Source organism: Vibrio sp. 3-2(1) (assembly GCF_963887575.1).
Taxonomy (GTDB): Bacteria; Pseudomonadota; Gammaproteobacteria; order Enterobacterales; family Vibrionaceae; genus Vibrio; species Vibrio anguillarum.
The window spans coordinates 22758-46098 of record NZ_CAWPGB010000033.1; the positions used below are offsets into that span (position 1 = coordinate 22758).

12 protein-coding genes are annotated in these 23341 nt (G+C 45.9%); 7 read left to right on the forward strand and 5 right to left on the reverse strand.

All coding sequences use genetic code 11. The annotated features are described in order from the left end of the window. Positions 1 to 63: 63 nt before the first annotated feature. From vabF to AACQ79_RS11235, 3 genes are all read left to right on the forward strand, one after another. A complete protein-coding gene (gene vabF / locus AACQ79_RS11225; protein WP_170899194.1) occupies positions 64 to 8550 on the forward strand; it encodes a vanchrobactin non-ribosomal peptide synthetase VabF in 8487 nt (2828 codons plus the stop codon). Positions 8551 to 8652: 102 nt separating this feature from the next. Further along, the gene (gene vabS, locus AACQ79_RS11230; RefSeq protein ID WP_017048406.1) at positions 8653 to 9966 is read left to right on the forward strand and encodes a vanchrobactin export MFS transporter VabS; all 1314 of its coding nucleotides are present in this window, start codon (positions 8653 to 8655) and stop codon (positions 9964 to 9966) included. A 247-nt stretch (positions 9967 to 10213) separates the two neighbouring features. After that, a complete protein-coding gene (locus AACQ79_RS11235; RefSeq protein ID WP_170899095.1) occupies positions 10214 to 11137 on the forward strand; it encodes an isochorismatase family protein in 924 nt (307 codons plus the stop codon). A 112-nt stretch (positions 11138 to 11249) separates the two neighbouring features. Here the strand turns inward: AACQ79_RS11235 and vabE are convergent, their stop codons facing one another. Both vabE and AACQ79_RS11245 read right to left on the reverse strand, forming a co-directional pair. Beyond that, positions 11250 to 12881, reverse strand: coding sequence for a 2,3-dihydroxybenzoate-AMP ligase VabE (gene vabE, locus AACQ79_RS11240; protein WP_170899096.1), 1632 nt, complete (start codon positions 12879 to 12881; stop codon positions 11250 to 11252). Positions 12882 to 12884: 3 nt separating this feature from the next. Further along, complete coding sequence (locus AACQ79_RS11245) at positions 12885 to 14072, reverse strand: isochorismate synthase (RefSeq protein WP_170899097.1); 1188 nt, start codon at positions 14070 to 14072, stop codon at positions 12885 to 12887. Positions 14073 to 14248: 176 nt separating this feature from the next. Here AACQ79_RS11245 and AACQ79_RS11250 point away from each other — a divergent pair, with 176 nt between their 5' ends. Further along, the gene (locus AACQ79_RS11250; RefSeq protein ID WP_170899098.1) at positions 14249 to 15025 is read left to right on the forward strand and encodes a 2,3-dihydro-2,3-dihydroxybenzoate dehydrogenase; all 777 of its coding nucleotides are present in this window, start codon (positions 14249 to 14251) and stop codon (positions 15023 to 15025) included. Between the two features lie 59 nt (positions 15026 to 15084). Here AACQ79_RS11250 and AACQ79_RS11255 read toward each other — a convergent pair whose 3' ends face one another. The 3 genes from AACQ79_RS11255 to AACQ79_RS11265 form a co-directional block, all read right to left on the reverse strand. After that, entirely contained in the window at positions 15085 to 16158 is a 1074-nt protein-coding gene (locus AACQ79_RS11255) for a 3-deoxy-7-phosphoheptulonate synthase (RefSeq protein WP_170899099.1), read from the reverse strand. Between the two features lie 247 nt (positions 16159 to 16405). Further along, on the reverse strand, positions 16406 to 17455 hold the full coding sequence (locus AACQ79_RS11260) for an ATP-binding protein (RefSeq protein WP_170899100.1): 1050 nt from the start codon (positions 17453 to 17455) through the stop codon (positions 16406 to 16408). Beyond that, positions 17452 to 18228: a response regulator gene (locus tag AACQ79_RS11265; RefSeq protein WP_170899101.1), complete on the reverse strand. Its 777-nt coding sequence runs from the start codon at positions 18226 to 18228 to the stop codon at positions 17452 to 17454. The genes AACQ79_RS11260 and AACQ79_RS11265 overlap by 4 nt, the downstream gene beginning before the upstream one ends. A gap of 102 nt (positions 18229 to 18330) precedes the next feature. Here AACQ79_RS11265 and AACQ79_RS11270 point away from each other — a divergent pair, with 102 nt between their 5' ends. Genes AACQ79_RS11270 through AACQ79_RS11280 form a run of 3 tightly spaced genes read left to right on the forward strand, consistent with a single transcriptional unit; the run spans position 18331 to position 23164 of the window. Next, entirely contained in the window at positions 18331 to 19509 is a 1179-nt protein-coding gene (locus AACQ79_RS11270; protein ID WP_339366742.1) for an efflux RND transporter periplasmic adaptor subunit, read from the forward strand. Between the two features lie 21 nt (positions 19510 to 19530). Continuing rightward, positions 19531 to 22632 (forward strand): efflux RND transporter permease subunit, encoded by a 3102-nt coding sequence (locus AACQ79_RS11275; RefSeq protein WP_170899102.1) that lies wholly within the window; start codon positions 19531 to 19533, stop codon positions 22630 to 22632. Further along, entirely contained in the window at positions 22622 to 23164 is a 543-nt protein-coding gene (locus AACQ79_RS11280) for a GNAT family N-acetyltransferase (RefSeq protein WP_170899103.1), read from the forward strand. The genes AACQ79_RS11275 and AACQ79_RS11280 overlap by 11 nt, the downstream gene beginning before the upstream one ends. Positions 23165 to 23341 lie beyond the last annotated feature (177 nt).

Consider the following 23341-nt stretch of genomic DNA (forward strand, 5'->3'; position numbering starts at 1 on the left):
CATGCTTGTTAAGCGGGGTAACAAAAAGGGACATAGGCAATGACTTTTGTTAGGAATAAAGAGATGTACAACTCATCAGTGCAAGAGGATCAGTGGCCTCTTATCGGCACACAGCAAGGTATTTGGTTTGCCGAGCAGATGATGCCCAATCCAGAGCAATTTAATGTTGCCCACTACGTGGTGATTCAAGGTCAAATCGATATTGAGTTATTTTCAAACGCGGTAGCCATCGGCTTGCAAGGCGTTGATTCCCTTCACTGCCATTATTTAGAGAGCGATGGCAGCGTGAGGCAGCAGTTTTATCCAGCGTATGAAGAAGGGCAGTGGCTTGAGATTCTCGACTTTTCACAAGCCGCCTTGCCAGAAGAGTCGGCTCGGGAGTGGATGAAGCACGATCTTGCGCAGCGGTTGGACATTTCATCAAGAAAGAGGCGTTTCCGACACTGTTTAATTGATGTTGGTTCAAGCAATGCACCGCAATGGTTTTGGTATCAACGTTACCATCATATTGACGTGGATGGGTTCAGCGTGAATGCCATCAGTCAATATATCTGCCAACTATATAACCATTGGCGGATTGGCGCTGCGAAACCTCAAGAGTTCAGCGCTTTTAGTGATGTAATTCAAGAATATCAGCAATTTTTAGACTCAGCAGCGCGCCAGCAGGCGTACGACTTTTGGCAAACGCAAGCGGCTCATTTACCCAATGTTATTTCGCTCACCACAGGTAGCGCAGCCAATACATCATCGAGCACGATCACTCACACCGTGCCATTAATCAGTGGAGAGTGGTTAACTCGCTATAGTCCACAGTTGTTACCCGCCGAGCTTGCGATGGCGATGGTATTTGCTTATCTCCATTTACATTCTGGGCAAGAGCAAGTGTGTGTCGGTGTCCCCTTTATGCGCCGAATGGGCAATGCCGCCACTTGTGCCGCTGGTGCGGTAGTGAATGTACTGCCGGTGGCGCTGTCACTTCATCCACAAATGAGCATTATTGATGTGGCGCGAGAGATGAATAAAACCATCCGCCAAGTTCGTCGCCACCAGATGTATGACGCTGAGCAGATCCAGCGTGATTTGGGATTAGTAGGCCAGCCGCTCTATGGCCCGATACTCAACTTTAAACCCTTTGAAGCTGCACTGAGTTTATCTGGCGTAGAGACTGAGACACATATCCTCTCGGCAGGTCCGATTGATGAGATTGAATTTTCGCCAGTGCTCGATGGTCAGACACTGAGTGTTAATATCACGGCCAACAGCACCAAATATAGCCAAGAGTCATTAGAACTTCATGCCGCTCGTTTCGTTGCGATGGTAGAGCAGATTGCCAACCATCCAACACAGCCACTTGATTTGGTAGAGTTAATCCCGCCGAGCGAGAAGCAGCAGATTGCTTTGTGGTCGGTGGGGCCACAACATGAACATGAAACAGAGCAAACCGTGCTGGATGTGTGGCAACAGACAGTTGAGAGCAAGCCAAACGAAGATGGCTTGGTGTTTAAACAGCAGCGTTGGACATTTGATGCCTTCAATCACCTCATTGAAACTCGAGCGGATCAACTGATTACCGCGGGCTTGCGCCAAGGTGATATTGCAGGTGTCGCGTTACGACGTGGGCCTGAAAGCGTCGTGACTATGCTAGCCATTTTGCGAGTGGGTGCGATTTATCTGCCTATCGATCTTGATTATCCCGTTGAACGTATTGAATCGATTGTTGAACAAGCACGCCCTTGGTGCTTAGTTGTGGAGGAGAATGAGCAAAACATGGCTTATTCATCGATAAGCTACGTCCCTAGGTTTATTGCTCTTCCTGAATTGGCTCGCATTCACACAGCACCACAACCCAAACCGACGATCAGTCACAGCGACGTGGCTTATATCATCTTTACTTCAGGTTCGACTGGTCACCCGAAAGGGGTCATGAACACACATGGAGCGCTGTTGAATTTACTGCGCTCTCATCAAGGTTCGATTTTTTCTGCGGCCATCAGAAAACTGGCGACACGTCGTCAATTACCAGAACAAGCTATTACTGTTCGTGCAGCGCATACGACGTCATTCTCCTTCGATGCTTCTTGGGAGCAAGTACTCTGGATGTTGTCTGGCCATACTATGTATTTGTATGACGATGAACAACGGAAAGACGCCTACGAACTGGTTCAGTGTGTTGCTGAAGATAATATCGATGCTCTTGATTTACCGCCTTCACTGTTTGATCAAATGCTCGATAGTGGATTAATGACGAACGATCACGTGCCGACGTTAGTTTTGATTGGTAGTGAAGCCATACCACAAAAGCTTTGGTCCCGTGTGAGTGAGTTTCCCGAACTGCTGGTGGAAAACTTTTATGGACCAACCGAATTTACGGTTGATGCGATCAGCGCTTCGCTTGATGCAGATGCATCGCCTGTCATTGGTCGACCCATTGCCGGTGCTTGTGTTTACGTGCTTGATGAAAATTTAGAGCCTGTCGCTATTGGTGAGGTGGGTGAGCTTTATTTATCGGGTGCGGGGTTAGCAAAGGGCTACCTCAACCAGCCAAGTATGACAGCAGAACGTTTTGTGGCGAACCCCTTTGCGTATGGCAAGATAATGTACCGCACTGGTGATTTGGTGAAGTGGCGAGACAATGGGCTACTTGATTTTGTTGGCAGGTGTGATCACCAAATTAAAATTCGCGGTTTTCGTATTGAATTGGGCGATGTAGAAAGCGCTATTAATGCGATTGATGGTGTTAATACGACGGTAGTCGTGGCAGAGCCTGTTGGCGATACTCATCGTTTATTGGCTTACTGTACTTTAGAGAAAGGGACTCAGGGTGAGTCAGTTCAACCCGCGTTCACAGAGCAAAGACTGCAAAGTCTTATCGCACAGGCGCTGCCTGACTATATGCAGCCAACCAATGTGATGATCTTGGATGCTTTCTCTTTGAATGTGAATGGGAAAATCGATAGAAAAGCGCTCCCTAAGTACTCGGCAGGCACGCGTAGCGAACGCGTGGCCCCAATAACCCAACCAGAGCAGCTGTTATGTGATGCGATCACCGAGCTACTCGGTGTCAGTGACGTAGGAATGTCAGATGACTTCTTTAACCTAGGCGGGGACAGTATTTCGGCAATGAGCCTTGGGACGCGATTGCGAACGGCGGGCTATGATCTACGACCCAAAGCTATTTTTGCAGCCCGTCAACTGGGTATGATGGCGAGCCAAATGGTGCCACTACAGCAGCAACAGCGCGAGAAACAAGAAGGCATTATTCGGCCTCTACCTATGTGGCAATGGTTTGAGGAGACATTTTCTAATACAACCAGTTATGTGCAAAGTGTGCTTGTTGAGGTGGAAAGCGAAACCCAATTAGCGCACTTGCAAGCCAGTTTAGTGCAACTGGTCGCCAACCATTCCGTATGTCGCTTGGTCCAAAAAGAACAGCAATACCATATTGAGGCGCTGCAAAATCTTGATGTAAAAAACTGGGTTGAATCGGTTTCGCTTGAGAGGCTAGATGGCAACGTGTTGGACAGTCTGTTTAGCCAGCGCAGTCAGTCGATGTCAATATCATCGGGTCAGCTATTACGCTTGGTGATGATAACGGAGCGCAGTGGGCGTAAAAGTCTCATGATCCTTGCTCACCATTTCCTTATCGATGGTGTCTCTTGGCGAATATTACTTCCGCAGTTGCAGGCATTAACTCAAGCACAAGTCACAGGTGAAGTAGCGGTGATTTCTGAGGAGGTTACCGGTATCCATTGTTGGTCAAAAGCGCTGTATCAACATTTAGCGGTCGCTGCTGCGCAAATGCCATTTTGGCGAGCGCAGGCACAGCGTGCTGTTGCTCCCATCAAGGATCCTGTCGATAAAATACGCATGGCGCATTGGCGTACGCCACTCTCTCATGCCGTTACGCAGCCGTTATTGGAATTACCCACACACCAGACGAATCTCGATATTGAAGAGATGCTATTAGCGGCGGTCACGGGGGCGATCGCAAGACTTTATGGGTGTGAAGAGATTAAAGTAAACGTCGAATCTCATGGCCGTGAAGAGTGTAAAGAGGGGATCGATCTCAATCAAACCCTAGGGTGGTTTACCACCGAATATCCGTTGATCATTAGCGTGCCAAAGCAGGGTGATTACCGCGAGCGATTGCGTGAAGTGAAGCAAAGTAAGCGCAGTGTGAAAGATAAAGGGCTAGGTTATATGGTGCTGCGCTATCTTGATAATCCGTATCGAGATGAGTTACGCACGTTGGCGAATACACGCCAACCGTCATTGCTGTTTAATTACCTTGGCCGTTTCCAAAGCAGCGATGGTCAGTGGTCACCACAGCAATATAGTGGGCAGTTTGCCGATACATTTGCCGTCACCTTAAACAGTGAACGGGCTTTGCAGCATCCCTTAGAGCTAAATATTTTCGTCGAAGAATCGGCAACGCCACGATTGGTGCTCAACTGGTCTTGGAATGCTCACCTGTTCAGCCAACAGGAAATGGTGTCGCTGAGCCAACAGATTGAAAGTGAGCTGCTCAAAATACAGCAAGCGCTACAAGTTGGCGATGGTGCTGAGTTGGACCTCTCTGTGCCTGCTGACTATACCGAGCCGGGAATCACACTGCGACAAGCGAGCCTATTGCAACACCACTATGGCAAGTTAGCGGATGTACTGCCAGCATTGCCTTTGCAAGAAGGATTACTGTTCCAATCTCAATTAGGGGATAAAAATAGCAGTTATAACTCCACCACGCGTCTTACTTTCCAAGGTCAACTGTCTGAACATCGCGTGAGCGAAGCGCTTAATGCGGTGATTAGGCGTCATCCGCAGTTACTCGCTCGATTTGATAGTTCGATATTGGGGCGTACCGTACAGGTGATGACGCAGATTAATCCAAGTTGGCCACTGACACGTTATGACATAACCAACATGAGTGGTGATGAGCAAAGCGCGTTGATTGATCAGTTAGAGAAGCAAGAGCTAAGCCGCCAGTTTGACCTTAACGATCCTACCCACAGCCTGTTGCAGGCCCAGTTGATTTTTCATGGTGATCAGCAAAGTACACTGCTCCTTTCAGCACATCATCTGGTAGTCGATGGCTGGTCAACGCCGATTTTATTGAATGACTTTCTCAGTGCATACGCACAAGGGGTCTCGAATTTACCTCCGGTAACCGTCGGCTATGCTCATGTTGTGAGCCAGCTAACGCAGCGTGATAAAACCGTTGCGACCGAGCTTTGGTGCAAAGTATTAGCAGATGTCCAGCCGTGTATGGCTTTTGATGATATTCCGCTTAGCGAGGAAGTTAACGAGCATCAGTTATGGCTATCAAAGCATAAAACGGATCAGTTAAATCAGTGTTTACGACATCATGGCTTAACCATGAGCACCTTAATGCAAGGCCTTTGGGCGAGTATTCTCGCCAGCATGACGGGCCGCGAAGAGGTGGTTTTTGGTACGCCAATCTCTGGTCGGTTCAGCCGTATTGCTGGTATTGATGAACAGATAGGGTTATTCAGTAATACCGTGCCGGTGCGTGTGACACTGCAACCTCACCTTAGTTTGAGTGAACAATTAAAAGCGCACCAAGCGATCCAAATCCAATTACTGGAGCACGATGAACTTGGCTTGGGTGAGATCCAGCAACTGGTGGGCGGAAAAACACTCTTTGATACTTTGCTGGTGGTCGAAAACTATCCAGATCATAGCCGTTGGTACCAGCAAGATTTTAGCGGCGCGAAATTAATGGCTATCCACAATCGTGGCTATACCCATTATCCATTAACCATTCTCGTCTTACCGGGAGAGCAACTGCATATCCTGTTTGAATATCGAGACCGAGTCGGCGTAGCAAAACAGATCGTACAACGATTTGAGCAAATGCTGGATGAGTTTATGGTTTCGAGTGATAAGCCTTTCGCTGAATGGGATCTGCGGTTAAGTGGCGAAATTGAATTGCAGCAACGCGTCAACCAGACCAAAACCGCCGTTGAACGCATGACACTGCGTGATTTGATGATCACGCAGCAACAACGTTCTCCACATCAGTTGGCTTTAATTGATAGTGAGCACCGTTTTACCTATCAAGCACTGGCTGAGCAGGTGGCCGCCATTGCCGATTTGCTGCTTCAGCAAGGTGTTAAGGCCGGGGATATTGTTGCTGTTGCCTTGCCACGCAGCGCAACCTTGAGCTTGGCGATCTACAGTATTATTGAATGTGGTGCGGCTTATTTACCGTTGGATGTTGGCTATCCGGATGAGCGCTTAGCCTACATGATCAATGATGCTAAGCCTGCGCTGATCATCACTTGCTCTTCATTCACCTCACGTTTTGAAGGTTTAGCGGCGCTATTGTTGTTGGATAAGTTACCAGCCCCCGTGCGCGCAGAGCGGCAGAACCGCGCAGATGGGCTTACCCCCTCAAATGCGGCCTACTTGCTTTACACTTCGGGTTCAACGGGTAACCCTAAAGGGGTGTTGGTTTCTCATCAAGCGATTGTCAACCGATTGAAGTGGATGCAGCACCAATATCCCTTGAGCTCTGATGATGTGGTATTGCAAAAAACGCCGTGCAGTTTTGATGTCTCCGTGTGGGAGTTTTTCTGGCCCTTGCTGGAAGGGGCGAGTTTAGTGATGGCTCCGGCTGAAGCGCATAAAGACCCTGAATGGTTATTGCAAATAATTGACGATTATCACGTGACCACGATGCACTTTGTACCTTCAATGCTGGCTGCTTTCATGGCCTCAATTGAAGCAACTCACCCAACGGGTTTCACCGTAGCACCAAGCCTCAAGCAAGTATTTTGCTCAGGTGAAGCGCTTGCGAAAGAGCTCTGCCATCAGTACGCACGTAGAATTAATGCACCGCTGCATAACTTGTACGGCCCGACAGAAGCGGCGGTTGACGTGACTTACTATCCAGCTTACGGCGAGGCATTAAACGCAAGCGTTGGCCGTAGTGCACCGATTGGTTTACCGGTATGGAACACCCAAGTCTATGTGCTCGATAGCTTTTTAAGAGCGGTACCAATCGGTGTACCGGGCGAGCTCTATCTTGCTGGCGAGCAATTAGCCATCGGTTACTTTAATCGCAGTGCGTTAACGGCGGATCGGTTTATCGCCAATCCGTTTACTTGTGGCGAGCGAATGTACCGCACTGGTGATGTCGTACGTTGGTTAGCGTGTGGCTCGATTGAGTATTTAGGACGCAGTGATGATCAGATAAAAATTCGCGGGCAGCGTGTGGAGCTGGGTGAAATTGAAAGCGCATTACAGGCACTTCCTGCGGTAAAACAAGCGGTGGTCTGTGCTCAGACGCTCTCTACTCATTCAGGTATGTTAGGCGCTGATGAACGGCAAATTATCGGTTACGTCATCGCGCATGATATGAGCGTAACGAATGGCGAGAAGCTACGCGCTGAACTTTCCGAACATTTACCAGCCCATATGGTTCCCGCGGCTATCGTGTTACTGGATCACTATCCGCTTAGCGCCAACGGTAAGCTAGATAAAAAAGCATTACCGCGGCCAAATGACGTCGCAGTACGGGTAGGGCGCAAGGCTCATCCGGGCCTTGAAACACAATTGGTGACGCTATTTGCTCAAGTATTGGCTGTCGAAACACTGTTTGCTGATGATGACTTCTTTACGCTCGGCGGGCATTCACTGCTGGCGATGAAACTAGCGGCAGATATTCGAAGAGCGCTAAACCTACCTGTCACAGTGGGTCAAATCATGGTCAATCCTACGGTGGAGAAACTGGCGAGTTTGCTGCTAGATGACGATGCTTTTAACGACCCAACCTTAGCTGGTTTTGGCGAAGTGCTGCCTATCCGTGCCGGAAGTGGCCCAGCACTTTTTTGCGTCAACTCTGCTTCTGGCTTTGCTTGGCAATACACAGGGCTACCTAAATATCTGACAGGACATTATCCCATTTATGGTTTGCAATCACCTCGGCCCGGCGGAGCGATGGCGACCAGTGAAACGATGGAAGAAGTGTGTGATCGTTTATTACCCGTCTTAAGAGAGATACAGCCATTTGGACCTTACCATCTATTAGGCTATTCATTTGGCGGGATTGTGGCACAAAAATTGGCCGCGAAGCTTAAACAGCAGGGTGAAGAGGTGCACTTTTTAGGGTTATTGGATACCTATCCACCGGAGGGTCAGAACTGGGATGGCCCGATGGATGAAGAAGAGCAGTACGAAATTGAGCGTGAAAAAGAGCAGTTTCTGGCCATCAATGAGCTAACCGATATTGAATTAGATGAGCAACGTTTGGCGATGTTCAATGAGATTACCGCTAACTATGAAGATGCGGTACGTCTACTTGCACAGGCACAAACGTCTGATTATCAAGGTCCGGCCCACCTTTTCGTGGCGCAGCGTACGGTGCCAGATGGTTATGATATTGATGCTCATTGGCAATCTTTTGTCGGCCAGTTGATTAAACATCAGTTTGATTGTTCACATGAAGATATCTTGGCCCCAGAAAATGTACGCCAGATTGGCGAATGTTTAAATATGCTGCTGGAGTCGAAGGCTGCACTGAAAAAATAACAAAAACCACCATCGACGAAACCAGTGCGTATCAAGGCTGGTTTCGTCTTAATCTTCGCGATGTTTCGAAAGCATTACATTCTGGTTTGAATAGATAATAGTATGAATATAAAGAATATATTTTTAGATTTTAGCCTACTGAAAAACAACCCACATTTCCGAATGGTCTTTATGGCCCGCATGATGTCAGTGCTTGCTCTTGGCATGATGACGGTCGCAGTGCCGATACAGATACATCAAATGACCGGTTCGACCTTGCAGGTAGGTCTTATCATGGCATTGGATGGTATCGGGATGTTTGTTGGCCTGCTGCTAGGAGGCGTATTGGCCGATAAGTACGATCGCCGTCGATTGATTTTGTTCGCACGCGCGACCTGTGGTATTGGGTTTGCTGCATTAGCATTCAATAGCATAGTCGCGCAATCCTCCTTAGCGGCTCTCTATATCCTCTCGGTGTGGGATGGTTTTTTTGGCGCTATGGGTATGACGGCCTTGATGGCTGCTTTACCGACCATTGTTGGGCGACAAAAATTACCTGAAGCTGCCGCATTGAGCATGTTAACGGTTCGATTAGGTATGGTTCTCTCACCAGCGATTGGCGGCTTACTGATCACTGTCGGTGATGTCAGTTGGAACTATATTGCGGCTTCTGTTGGAACGCTTTGTACGCTGATCCCACTGTTTAGATTACCTTCGATGAAACCGCAACATCATTCGCCAGAGAATCCATTTCAATCACTGTATGAAGGTGTTCAATTTCTATTTTCAAACAAAGTGGTTGGCTGTGTGGTGCTGTTTGGCACACTCGAAACATTAGCAACTGCGATTAGAGTGATGTTCCCTGCGTTAGCTTTAGTCTCATTTCAGGGCACCGCCGCTAACGCAGGTGTGATGTATTCGGCCATTCCGTTGGGGGCGATGTGTGGCGCACTGACTTCAGGTTGGGTAAAACAGTCGCAAAAGCCAGGAATGGTCTTAATCTACGCGACGTTAGGTTCATTTTTAGCGATTGTGGCTATGGGGCTTGTGAATAATTTTTGGTGGTTTGCTCTCATCTTAGTTGGCTATGGTTATTTGGGTTCGGTCGCTTCTTTGATTCAATATTCGATCGTACAAGGACACACTCCAGATCATCTGTTAGGCCGCGTAAGTAGCTTATGGACGGCGCAAGATGTATCGGGAGACTCGATTGGAGCACTCGGTTTAGGGGCGTTGGGTAAAGTGCTAGCACCAACGATGTCGATCCTCACTTTTGGTTTGGGTGCAACGGGAATTGGTGCGTTGATGGTGATGGCATTTCGCTCATTACGCCAAGCGACTCTGTTTGATCCAGCGCTTATCGTTAGCACAAGCTCAGAACCTAACGTCTCCTCAGATGAGGTCACTTCCCAACCTGCGGCGCAAACGATGAATTAGCTATTCGTTTTGTGGTGGGCTCTTGTTGTGTTGCCGTGAGTCGAGAGCGACATGTTGCACATATAATTGAGAATTAATCTCATTAACAATTGATTTTTATGCGTAGACTGCTTTAGTATTAATGAAATGATAATTGTTACCATTTAGGTGGCGGTTGTCGACGAATACGAGCCTCTTATTTCTGAAGTCGTTATTGGCTTTAAGGCATCACGAACGAGAAAAGCTTCTTTTAACAAGGATTATATTTATGGCGATTCCCAAAATAGCCAGCTACTCCATTCCGTTGGCTGAAACATTTCCGAAAAACAAAGTTCATTGGCATGTCCAAGCCGATAGAGCAGTACTGCTCATTCACGATATGCAAAAGTACTTTATCAACTTTTTTGATCATTCTCAGGCACCCGTTCCTGAGTTATTAGCGAATATTTCAGAGCTGAAATCACTGGCTCGTCAGGCAAATATCCCCGTGGTGTACACAGCACAACCTCCTAACCAAGACCCAGTAGAGAGAGCGCTGCTGACTGATTTTTGGGGAACAGGGCTGACAAAAGATACTGAGATTGTGTCTGAGCTTTCACCTGAAGACGGGGATATCCAATACACCAAATGGCGTTATAGCGCGTTTAAGAAAACGCCGCTGTTGGAGTGGATGAAAGAGACACAGCGTGACCAGTTGATCATTGTGGGTGTCTATGCACATATAGGTATCTTATCAACGGCGTTAGATGCCTTTATGTTGGATATACAGCCTTTTGTGGTCGGTGATGCTGTGGCTGATTTCTCTTTGGAAGATCATCATCATACGTTGAAATACATCACAGAGCGTGTTGGCTGCGTGACTTCGCTTGAGGCACTAAAACCACAAATGATCCACAGACAAGAAACCAGATTATTGAGCCTTGAACAGATGCGTCAGCAAGTGGCTGAGCTATTGGATCTCGATTTAGATGAAGTGGATGTAGATGAGAAGCTCACTTTTCTTGGCTTAGATTCTATCCGTGCGGTTACCTTATTTGAATCATGGCGCAAGATGGGCATAGAGTGCGCCTTTTCAGAGATGATTAAATATTCAACTTTAAGAGAGTGGTGGCATGTGATGGAGCCTAGTGTTGTTGCTCAGTCGTCACATCAAGTCACGGACACGCGTTCCACTGAAGAGCAACCGGTTTGAGTATACTGGGCGACTAGACTAGCGAAAGAGAACGCATCGCCCAGAAAAAGCCGATATCGACGATATCGGCTTTTTCATCTTCACGTTATTTTGAGCGCCTGTATTGCCATGATTAGTGAGAGTATTGCGTTCTTAACCATTTCTTGTTGACTTTGCCCACGGGGGTTTTGGGTAATTCATCGACGAAATGGATGTGATCAGGGATCTTAAATTCTGCTAATCCTTGAGCGTGTAAAAATCGTTTCAGAGTAATGGGTTTAAGCGTTTTACCATTATCTGGAACGACAATGGCGCAACTGCGTTCACCAAGAAACTCATCAGCAATAGCAACCAAAGCCACATCATGAACATCCTGATGTTGAAGTAGCAGGTTTTCAACCTCTTCGGCTGCGATTTTTTCTCCACCACGATTGATCTGATCTTTCTCTCGTCCCGTGACGATAATATTTCCTTCAGCCGTCCTACGCACTCTGTCACCTGTGATATAGAAGCCTTGGTCGGTGAATGAGCGCTGGTTATGTTCTGGAGCTCGGTAATAACCTCGAATCGTATAAGGGCCTCTGGTCATGAGTAAGCCTTCCTCACCCATGGCGGCGGGCTCACCCTCATCGTTGATTATCATCACTTCATCATCAGTTGAAATTGGGCGTCCTTGAGTAGTAACAATCACGCTGAGTGGGTCATCAAGTCGTGTGTAATTAACCAACCCTTCAGCCATTCCAAACACTTGCTGTAATTGACAGTGAAGAGTCGTCGGTAAGCGCATTGCTGCGGCCTCACTAAACTTCGCTCCGCCGACTTGTACCAGAGTGAGGCTCTCGATGTTTTCTGTAGCGGACTCGGCGTATTTCATCCACAGTAGCGCTAACGGCGGCACTAGTGCTGCGACAGTAATGTGGTGCTTCTCAATTAAACGGAAAGCGGTGTGCGGTGTGGTATCGGAAGCGAGCACGACACAACCGCCGGCGTAAAAGACGCCCAATGCGCCGGGCGAGCTGAGTGGAAAGTTATGCGCAACGGGAAGAACACACAAATACCTCGTTTGTGGACCAAACTGACAAATTTGAATGCTACCAAGTACGCTATAAGCGTAGTCATTGTGCGTACGAGGGATCAATTTGGGAGTACCGGTCGTTCCGCCGGAAAGCTGAAAAAAAGCCACTTGATCAGCCAAGACCGAATGAGTAATAGGATCGTCTTCCCCGCAGTGGTAAAGCGTATCTAATTCCTGAATTTGCTCGTGTGAGGATTGACCGCAAACAATGGTATGCAAGAGATAAGGGCAACTACTTCGTAGTTTCTGCGCGGTCTGCTTCGCGTCAAAGCCCACGATATCGTCTGAAAAAATATAGGCTTTGGCGTGAGTATGTTGGCAAAAATAGCTCAGCTCTAGATAGCGGTGCGCTGGCAGAGCTAGAACCGGTTTAATGCCTCGCATGGTCAAGGCAAAAAAGCAGAGATAGAATTCAGCACGATTGGCCATTTGTAGTACGACATTATCACCCCGCTGCAAACCTAGTGAGCTCAAGCCAGCCGCAAGGCTGATCATTTTCTGATATAAATTTTGATAGCTGTACTGGCCGAACTCATCAATCAGTGCGATGGCGTCAGGGCTTTTTTTGACGGAATCACTGAAGTAATCAAATAAGGTTCTTTGTTGCCAGTAGCCTTGCTCACGATAGCGGTGGCTGAATTGCTCTGGCCAAGGGGTAAAATCGGTCGGGTTAAGATTATTCATGACCACTCCTTAGGCGGTAAGCAATTCATCAATTTCAATACCAGCGGCTTTCAAAATGGTACTCATTTTGGCCCCTGTTTCATCAAGTTCACTCTGCGGTGAAGATTCATTCACAATGCCAGCTCCAGCGAACACACTCATCTCGTTTTGGCTCACTTCAGCACAGCGTATCGTGACAACCCACTCGCCATTCCCCCGAGCATCGCACCAACCGATCATGCCAGTGAAGTAGCCGCGGTCGAAGGTTTCGATCTGCTTAATCGCTTGATAAGCCGATAATCTTGGATAACCACACACCGCGGGTGTTGGGTGTAACTCTGCTGCAATGCGCAGCGAGTTAATCATCGGATCATCGGCTTGTCCTTCAAGCACTGTTGATAAATGCAGCATCGTTTCGGTTTCAATCACTGATGGGACCATAGGGGTAAATAAGTTATGGCAGTAGCGGCTGAGTACTTTCTCAACTTCCTCGACGACGAAGGCATGTTCATTCAGATCTTTTTGCGTATCAAGTAATGAAGCAGAGCGTTGTTGGTTTTGCACCGCGTTGTTTGATTTAGGCCGCGAGCCTGCTAGGGGGTTAGAAACGATAAACCCGCCTTTCTTCGCCAACAACAACTCGGGACTGGCTCCCATTAACTTGGCGTTAGGGCCAATTTCAGTAGAAAAAGTGTAGCCATTGCGATTGATGGACAACAGATTACGCAATAAACGAGTTTGATCGATGTGTTGCGGAGTCGAGAGTTTCACTAAACGTGATAGCACCACTTTTGATAGTTCGGTGGTATTAAACAGCTCAAGTAAGGTTGTGACTCCTTGTTTGTAGTCGTTGCCTGTTGGCGGTGAAACAATGGTCGCTTTGTGGCTCTGCTGCTCCTCTTTTTCACTGGCCCGCGGGCTACCAGAAACATAGAGCTTTTCTGGAATAAAGAAACGCGTCGCCGTCTCTTCATTAAAAGGAATCGTCGCAAATAAAATAGGATTATCGTACTCATCTGTTTGTGCTGCTTCTAGCATCTTGGTTGCTTGATCCGCCAGCTCACAGAATGGGATCGCTTGATTGAACTGATGAGCGACTCCCACGCCAAGCATGGTGTTGTGAGGCGAAGCAAAAAAGAAGGGAGATTCTTTTAAGTGCTCATCCAATAGCTGATTAGCCATTTTTGAAAACCCAATAACTTCACGTTTCATCACCAAAACTCCATTAATAACGTGTTACGCCTAATTGCTTATTATTTTACAAACCACTAAAGTACGCAGATTATATATGATAATAATTATCAATAACAAATGATAATTAATGTTATTAACTAAGGCTGAGATTCAGTTATGGCTATGGTTTAGTGTGGATTTAACGGAGTAAAGTTAGGAAAATGATGAAATTAGACGAAACGGTTTTATTGACTGGAGCCGGACAGGGGATTGGTTATGCCGTATTGGAATCTTTACTGGCGAGCGGTTATCGAGTTGTAGCGACGGATAGAAATCACCACCAATTAACTCAGCAATTAGCGAGTTTGAACGCGCGCTATACCGAGCAGCTTCATTGCTATGAGCTTGATTTACAGCATCATGACGACGTAAAAAAAAGGGTACAAGAACTGAATGAGCGCTATCAGTTTGATCATTTCATCAGCTGCGCGGGCATATTGCACCTTGGTTCAATAACCGAATTATCGATGTCAGAGATCAAAGCGATGTTTGATGTCAATACGTTTGGCACCTTAGCCGCTTTGAAAGGGGTTGCGATAGGAATGAAAGTGCGCCAGCGTGGCAATGTTATTGTGATTGGCTCTAATTCAGCGAATACGCCTCGGCTCAATATTGGAGCATATGCGGCATCTAAATCGGCTTTGCATATGTTGGTCAAGTGCGCAGCTCTTGAGCTTGCAAACGATGGAATTCGATGCAATATCGTTAGCCCAGGCTCAACACGCACCGAAATGCAAACGCAGTTATGGAACAGCGAATATGGTGAAAGAGAAGTGATAAAAGGTAATCTTGAACAGTACCGTTTGGGGATACCCCTTGGCAAAATGGCGGAGCCCGAAGACATTGCTGGGGTTGTTATGTTTTTGATGTCGAATGCAGCAAGTCAAATCACCATGCATGATTTGAGAGTGGATGGCGGCGCTACGCTCGATAATTAGGTGAAGGCCACTGACGATAGGCAAGGTGAAGCAAACGGGAGCTTCACCTTAGTGGTCGTTTACACTGGAGCGTGACAATATTGCTGCTGTTGAAGTGTTGCGACCGCATCATCGAGCGTATTTAAAAAGCACATTGTATCCTCCCAACTTAAGCACTCATCAGTGATCGATTGACCGTAGCAGAGCGGGCCTTTATCCAAAGCTTGGCTACCGCCTTGCAAAAAGCTTTCGCACATTACTCCCGCAATGTGGCGCTCTCCAGACAGCAGTTGCTGGGCTATGTTGTTTATTACATCCAATTGATTCTTAGCGATTTTTCCACTATTGCCGTGGCTGCAGTCAACCACTAGCCTACTACTGAGTTGGCTATGGTGTAATTGATAAGCCGCACTTTTAACACTGTGACTTGCATAGTTTGGCGTGACACCACCACGTAAAATAATATGGCAATATGGATTACCTTGAGTTTGCACCGCAACCGGTTGTCCATTCTCACCCGCCATAATCAACAGATGTGAATCGTTAGCGGCATGAATCGCATCGATTGCAATTGTCGTATTGCCGTCAGTACCATTTTTAAAACCAATAGGGCAGTGCAATGCCGACGCGAGTTGGCGATGCGGTTGTGATTCTGTGGTTCTTGCGCCAACCGCACCCCAACAAATAAGGTCCGCGATATACGGAGCGATATGCGTATCTAAAAACTCAGTTGCTGTTGGTACACCTAGCGCTAAGACTGACTTGAGTAATTCACGGCTAGAGCTGAGCCCTTTGAGTAAGTTAAATTGACCGTTGAGATCAGGGTCAACCATGTATCCTTTCCAGCCAGTCCGCGTTCTCGGTTTTTCAAAATAGGTTCGCATCACCAATTTAAGAGTGCTGCTGAACTGTTTTTGTGCCTTTGCGAGTCGTTGTGCATAGTCAATTGCAGCCTCAGGGTCGTGGATTGAACATGGCCCAATAATCACCAACATCCTTGAGTCACGACCCGCCAAGATATTTTGAATATCTTGTCTGTGTTGGTGAACGGCCATTGATCGTTGATTATCGGTTTCTGATGATTTGTCTAGAAGGTAGAGATTGGGTAAAGGAGTGATTGATGAAGCGTTCATCACATTATGTAGAGATTTCATGGGCACTATCCGCATAAACATTACGACGTAATGATAACCATTATCATTAATTGTTTTCGATAGTGTGAAACATTTGTACAATTGTCAATATGTAAATTTGGTTCTGATCACCCTGTATATAGGCTTTCGACGTTATTGATTCATGTGTGGTGAACCAGTCTCTCCATTTTGTTATTGAATCGCTTTGATGTGAAAAATTAATGAATACTTAGGTTTATGGTGGATTTAATCGTTCTCGTGATTTTGATTAAGTTGGCCAACAGAGTTCAATAATCGTTCCGCCTTTATTGCTTATACGACAACTAACGCTTCCTTCATGTGCTGTGGCAATAGCAGCAACAACGGCCAATCCTAATCCGCTGCCGCTTTTTGGGGTGTCCTTAGCACTGCGAAATGCTGTAAAAATATGCGGAATTAAATCAGGTGAAACTCCCGGGCCAGAATCTTCCACATTTAAATGGCAAAAGCCATCTTTAAGCTGAGTAGAGATAGTTATTGCACCCGGAAGAGCATATTTACTCGCATTTTCCAGTATAGCCAACAAAGCTTGTCTTATTCTGGTTGGGTCACAAAAGACAGATTGTGTGGTTACATTAAGTTCTACATGTTGATTTGCTTCATTCAGCATATTTACCGACAAATCAGTAAGTAATTTTATTTCTGTCGCTAAGTTGGTTTCTTTTCTATTTATTCTTAATTCATCACTATTCATTAAGCTAATAACACGCAGATCTTCTATTAATCGAGATAACCCTTCAATTTGTACTAATAGTTTAGTGAACTGGTTTTTATCTGGAGTAAAGACACCTTCTGCTAACCCTTGTAATCGGCCCCGTAAAATTGTCACCGGGGTTCTGAGTTCATGGGCGATCGCTGCATTCCAAAAGGCGTGCTCTTCTGTCATTCGTTGAAGTTTATCCGCTAAGAGGTTGAAATCGTCTACTAATAAAGCGGCTTCACCTAATGAACGGTCTCCAACGTTAGCGCGGAAATGTAAGTCGCCTTCAGCGATTTTTCGCATTCCTTGCGCAACAGCACTTAGCGGTTCCAAAATGCGTTGGGATAACTTAGTAGCAAGTTTGACGGCTAGCAGAATGACAATAACGCAGGTTAGTGCGAGCCAAACCCATTCTGGCCAAGAAGGAGTGAGAGCATCTTCACTCGGTATATAATTGGGCCAATATTTATCCCAAAGATAGTAAAAAATAAACGAGCCCATTGTGGCAAGTAATGCTGAACCGATTGCGATTTTTATCATTGAGAATGCAATCTGACGGCTCAAACCACTTAATTTCATTGGTCGCCCTTAAAACGGTAACCGACACCACGAACACCAGCCGGAACGCCTTGAATACCGTAGGCTTCAAGTTTTTTGCGGATTTTGCTGATGTGGCTGTCGATCGTTCGTTCCAGCGTGTCACCCTCAGGTAGGCACGTACTTAATAGTTCTGTTCGGCTAAACACTCGCTTGGGTGAACGAATGAAGTGAGTCAACAACTTAAACTCAGTTAAGGTTAGCAGTAGAGTATGACGTTCTCCATCCACATGAACAGCGATTTCGTGACTCTCTAAATCGACTTCAAACGGTTCGGCTCGCAGTATATTTTTGTTGTGAAGTTGATTCACTTCTAAGGTGCGTCTTAGAACGGCTTGGACTCTCGCGACGACTTCTGCCGGATTAAACGGCTTAACGACGTAATCATCAGCTCCGATTCTGAGTGCCATCAATTTATCTAAATCTTGGTCCATTGCGGTAAGCATGATGACAGGGGTGTTACTTTTCTGACGAAGTTCCGACAACACTTTCCATCCATCCATTTTAGGCATCTGGATATCAAGCAGTATAAGATCTGGCTTCATGGATGAATGAAGTTCTAGTGTTCTTTGACCATCTGCAGCGTGAATCGTACGCATATTGCTGCGCGTTAGATAAGCGGAGAGTATATCGACAATTTCAAATTCATCCTCAGCGATCAGAATTAACGCCTGACGATAAGACCCGGTTCCTGAATCTGGGCCTGAATCTGCAGCAAATTTCTGCCCCTCAACGTACAAATTGTTCATCTCCATCAAATCTCCACATTCACTCAGCGGGACCTCCACACACAGGTATTAGACTCAACAACTATCGACAGCGGATAGTCCGCTTTGATTTGTTCAGAGGATACCTCAGTGAAAAAGATAAATATATGTGTATCTAGTAGCTTACATATATTGGTACTTTTCTTTTTAGTTGGCTGTAATCAATCCAATAAAGATGAAAGTGAAGTCGGACTAAAAGAGTCTTTGCCTTTAGTTTCAACGATAACAATACAACCACAACATTTAGATGTTTATGAAGAGCTTCCCGGAAGAGTGTTGGCCGTGCGCGTTGCAGAGATTCGCCCACAAGTGGTTGGGATAGTACAACATCGCTTGTTCAAACAAGGTGCTGAAGTGAAAGCTGGCCAGTCGTTATTCCAGATTGATCCTGCGCCATTTGAAGCGGAAGTTGATACTGCCAAAGCAAACTTACAGAGAGCGCAGGTGACTTATCAACGTGCTCTGGAAAAAGAGTTACGATTAAAACCTTTGGTAAAAAAAGATTCTATCAGTCGTCAAGACTATGACGATGTGGTTTTGCTCCGAGATCAAGCTGTTGCTGATGTTGCGGTCGCTAAAGCGACTCTCACTCGTCGTATGCTTGATCTGAAGTTTGCAAATGTGACCGCACCGATATCTGGACTGATAGAGCAAACCTTGGTGACCGAGGGTGCATTAGTCAGCAGTACGGATGCAGTACCGATGGCGCGTATCCAACAGGTCGATCAAGTCTTTGTTGATATTCGTCGACCTGCGTCTTCATTAGAAGCTATTCGTGAAGATTTAGCAGCAAATGCAGATGGTGAACCTGGTGTTGATGGAACAAAAATTAAAATTTTACGCAGTAACGGCACCCCTTATCCAGTCAAAGGCCAAATCCTGTTTTCTGGTATCAATATTGACGTAAGCACTGGCGATGTTTTGCTGCGCGTGCTCGTAGATAACTCTCAACGCTGTTTATTACCGGGGATGTTCGTAAAAACCAAAGTACTTCATTCGAGTTATAACCACGCGTTAATGGTTCCGCAACAGGCGGTTATGCATCTTGCAGGTGCTCCTCATCTTTGGAGTATTGATCAGGAAGGATATGCACATTTAAAACCTGTAAAGCTCGGAGAATTGATTGATGGTCAGTACCGCGTGAAATCGGGCGTTCATGAAAGAGAAAATATCGTAGTCGAGGGCAAGGAAAGGCTTGAGAGCGGCGTTCTCGTAGACCAACGCAAATGGGAAGAACCTGAGGTTCTTTTAACATCTGCGACAAACTGATTAAGGTTAGAGTGGCTTTTTATGTCTCAGTTTTTTATTCATCGCCCCGTATTTGCTTGGGTTATTGCTCTTTTCATTATTTTGTTTGGATGTATTTCTATTCCGAAGTTACCTATTTCTCGTTACCCGTCTGTGGCGCCTCCAACGGTCAGTATTATGGCGACGTATCCGGGAGCCAGTCCGAAGGAAATGAATGATGGTGTGCTTAGTCTTATTGAGGGTGAGCTGTCGAACGTTAAGAACTTAATGTATTTCGAGTCGTCTGCTGACAACTCCGGTTCTGCGTCTATTACGGTTACATTTAAGCCGGGAACAGACTCTGATATGGCGCAAGTTGACGTTCAAAACCAACTGAAAGCGGTTGAATCTCGTTTACCGCAGGTGGTGCGTCAAAGCGGCTTGTCCGTAGAATCTGCTACATCCAACTTTTTGATGATTGTCGGGTTGAAATCTGATGATAACCGCTTTGATGAAATCGCATTGAACGACTATTTGGCTCGCAACATCGTAGATGAATTGCGCCGTATTGAAGGTGTAGGGCGTGTTCAGTCATTTGGTGCTGAGAAGGCAATGAGGATCTGGGTTGACCCGAGTAAGCTCAATTCATTGGGTTTAACAATGAATGATGTTAGTCAGGCTATCACTTCGCAAAATACACAAATCGCACCCGGAAGTATCGGTGCTGCACCGACGGTTTTAGGGCAACGAGTAACGGTTCCATTAACCGTTCAAGGCCAGTTAACCAGCGTTGAAGAATTCTCTAATATCATTCTTCGTGCAAACAACAATGGCTCGAAAGTCGTCCTAAGTGACGTTGCGCGTGTTGAAATCGGTTCTCAATCCTATGGTTATTTGAATCGTGAAAATGGTAAAACAGCGACGGCTGCGGCTATTCAGCTTACTCCGGGAGCGAATGCCGTTAAAACTGCAGATGCGGTACAAAAGCGTTTGGCGGAGTTGAGTCAAAGTCTACCTTCTGGGATGACCTATTCAATTCCATTTAATACAGCACCTTTCGTTAAAGTTTCGATCAATAAGGTTATTCATACCTTAGTTGAAGCTATGGTGCTGGTGTTTTTTGTTATGTTTCTGTTTTTACAGAATATTCGTTACACCTTGATCCCCGCTATTGTTGCACCGATAGCCTTGTTGGGGACGTTCACCGTCATGTTGTTAACTGGCTTTTCAATCAACGTGTTAACGATGTTTGGTATGGTTCTGGCGATCGGTATTATCGTCGATGATGCGATTGTCGTTGTCGAAAACGTGGAACGATTGATGTCGGAAAAAGGCTTATCTCCGAAAGAAGCGACATCTAAGGCGATGAAAGAGATTACTGGCGCCATTATAGGCATCACACTTGTGTTAACGGCAGTTTTCATCCCGATGGCATTTGCCAGTGATTCGGTTGGCGCCATTTATAAGCAGTTTACCTTATCGATGGCAGTATCAATTCTGTTCTCAGCATTTTTGGCTCTAACACTAACACCGGCGCTTTGTGCCACGTTGCTAAAGCCGGTTAATGCTAATCACCATGAGCAAACAAGATTTGCGAAATGGTTTAATCGTGGCTTTAACCGAATGAACAATCGGTATGAATCTCAGGTCAACGTGTTAGTGAATCGCAAAGGACGAATGATGCTTGGCTTTGTGTTTCTGTGCGCGATTTTGGTTCTAGTGTATAGGCAGCTGCCGTCATCGTTTTTGCCAGAAGAAGACCAAGGATATTTTATTACCAATATTCAGCTTCCAGCAGACGCAACCACAGTGCGTACGTTGGATGTTGTGAAAAAATTTGAACAGCATGCGTTAAGCCGTCCAGCAATTGAGTCAACAATGACAGTGATTGGTTTTGGATTTTCCGGTTCAGGTACTAACACCGCGCAGAGTTTTACCACGTTGAAAGATTGGGAATCACGCGACGATACCACAGCACTGGATGAGTTAAGACTTGCTGAGGAGGCGATGGCTGACGTAAAAGAAGGCACGGTTATGCACATGCTACCTCCTTCTATTGAAGAGCTAGGTACGAGCTCTGATATTACGTTTTTCTTGCAAGATCGCGGAAATCAGGGATACGAGGCATTAAAAGCCGTTGAGACGAAGATGTTAGAGTTGGCGAAAAATAGCAAATCACTTAGCGATGTCTATTCTGATGGGCTTCCTGCGGGTACAAGTATTCATTTAGATATTGATCGCCAGAAAGCTGAGGTGTTAGGTGTTTCATTCACGAGTATTAGTGAGACGCTATCAACGGCGATTGGATCACTATACATCAACGACTTTCCTAATGAAGGCAGAATGCAGCAAGTCATTATGCAAGCAGATGCTTCATCAAGGATGCAGATTGAGGATGTGCTCAAGCTCTATGTGCGAAATATTAATGGTGGAATGGTTCCGCTATCAGAAATTGTGACACCTATTTGGTCTGAGTCAGCTCCGCAGTTTATTCGCTTCCAAGGTTATCCTGCGGTTCGAATTTCTGGTAGTGCAGCTGCGGGCGTTGCCAGCGGAGATGCGATGGCTGAAATAGAACAAATGGCTAAGCAACTTCCGTCAGGCTTTACCATTGCATGGACAGGGCAGGCATTACAAGAGCTTCACTCAGCGAAACAAGCACCGATGTTAATGGCACTGTCGATGCTAGTCGTTTTCTTAGTGCTTGCGGCACTTTATGAGAGTTGGGCTATTCCTTTATCGGTGATGTTGGTCGTGCCCTTGGGATTGTTAGGTGCGGTACTCGCTATTGTGGTTCGTGACATGCCAAACGACGTTTTCTTCAAAGTCGGCATGATCACCGTAATTGGTCTTTCGGCGAAAAACGCAATTCTAATTGTAGAGTTTGCCAAACAGTTAAGAGAGCAAGGCAACGGATTGGTTCAGTCAGCCGTTCAAGCGGCGAAGTTGCGATTAAGACCTATCTTGATGACCTCTCTGGCATTTGGTCTTGGTGTTGTACCACTGATGCTGGCTTCAGGCGCTAGTGCAGAGACTCAACGAGCTATCGGAACCGGTGTGTTCGGTGGAATGGTTAGCGCTACATTACTTGCCATTTACTTTGTACCTGTTTTCTTCGTGTTCGTGATGAGTATTCAAGAGCGTTATTTTAAAAATGAAAAATGAAATTATAAAACTCACTAAAGTGAAAAGTGACGAGCTGCCTGAATTTAAAACTAAGTTACAGCAGACTTTTACCAATGCGTTAATCGAACAGTTTGGCCCATCTTACAGTGAGCCGATACCTTCCGATGAAGATATATTTGGCTCTTTTAACGCCAAGGGTGCCGTAATAAATCATATCGTACTCGGCGAGGAGAGAGTGGGTGGTGTGGTGCTGAATATTAATACGGATACCCAATATAACAGTCTCGACCTGTTTTTTATTTATCCCGAAAGTCATAACAAAGGTTTAGGGCAGAAATCATGGAGAGCCATTGAAGCTACATATCCAGAAACTAAGGTTTGGACAACAGTTACGCCTTATTTTGAAAAAAGGAACATCAACTTCTATATCAATAAGTGTGGCTTTCATATTGTTGAGTTTTATAATAAATTTCATCCGAAAAAAAATTATGAAGTTAATGGTATAGAGGATGGGATAGATTCAAATGAAGATGATTTTTTCAAATTTGAAAAAATCATGAACCTTCGTTAAAACCGGACAACTTATATCTCGGAAGGAGAAAATAGCCTCTTATATAACGTTGGTAACGTTCTTGGTGGTTATATTTTCTTACAACTCGGTCATACTAATATTGTTCACATCAAAGGTCTAGATAGTTAGCCGGACTCAAGAGCATGTTGTAAAGGCTATAAAGTTAGTTTACCTCCG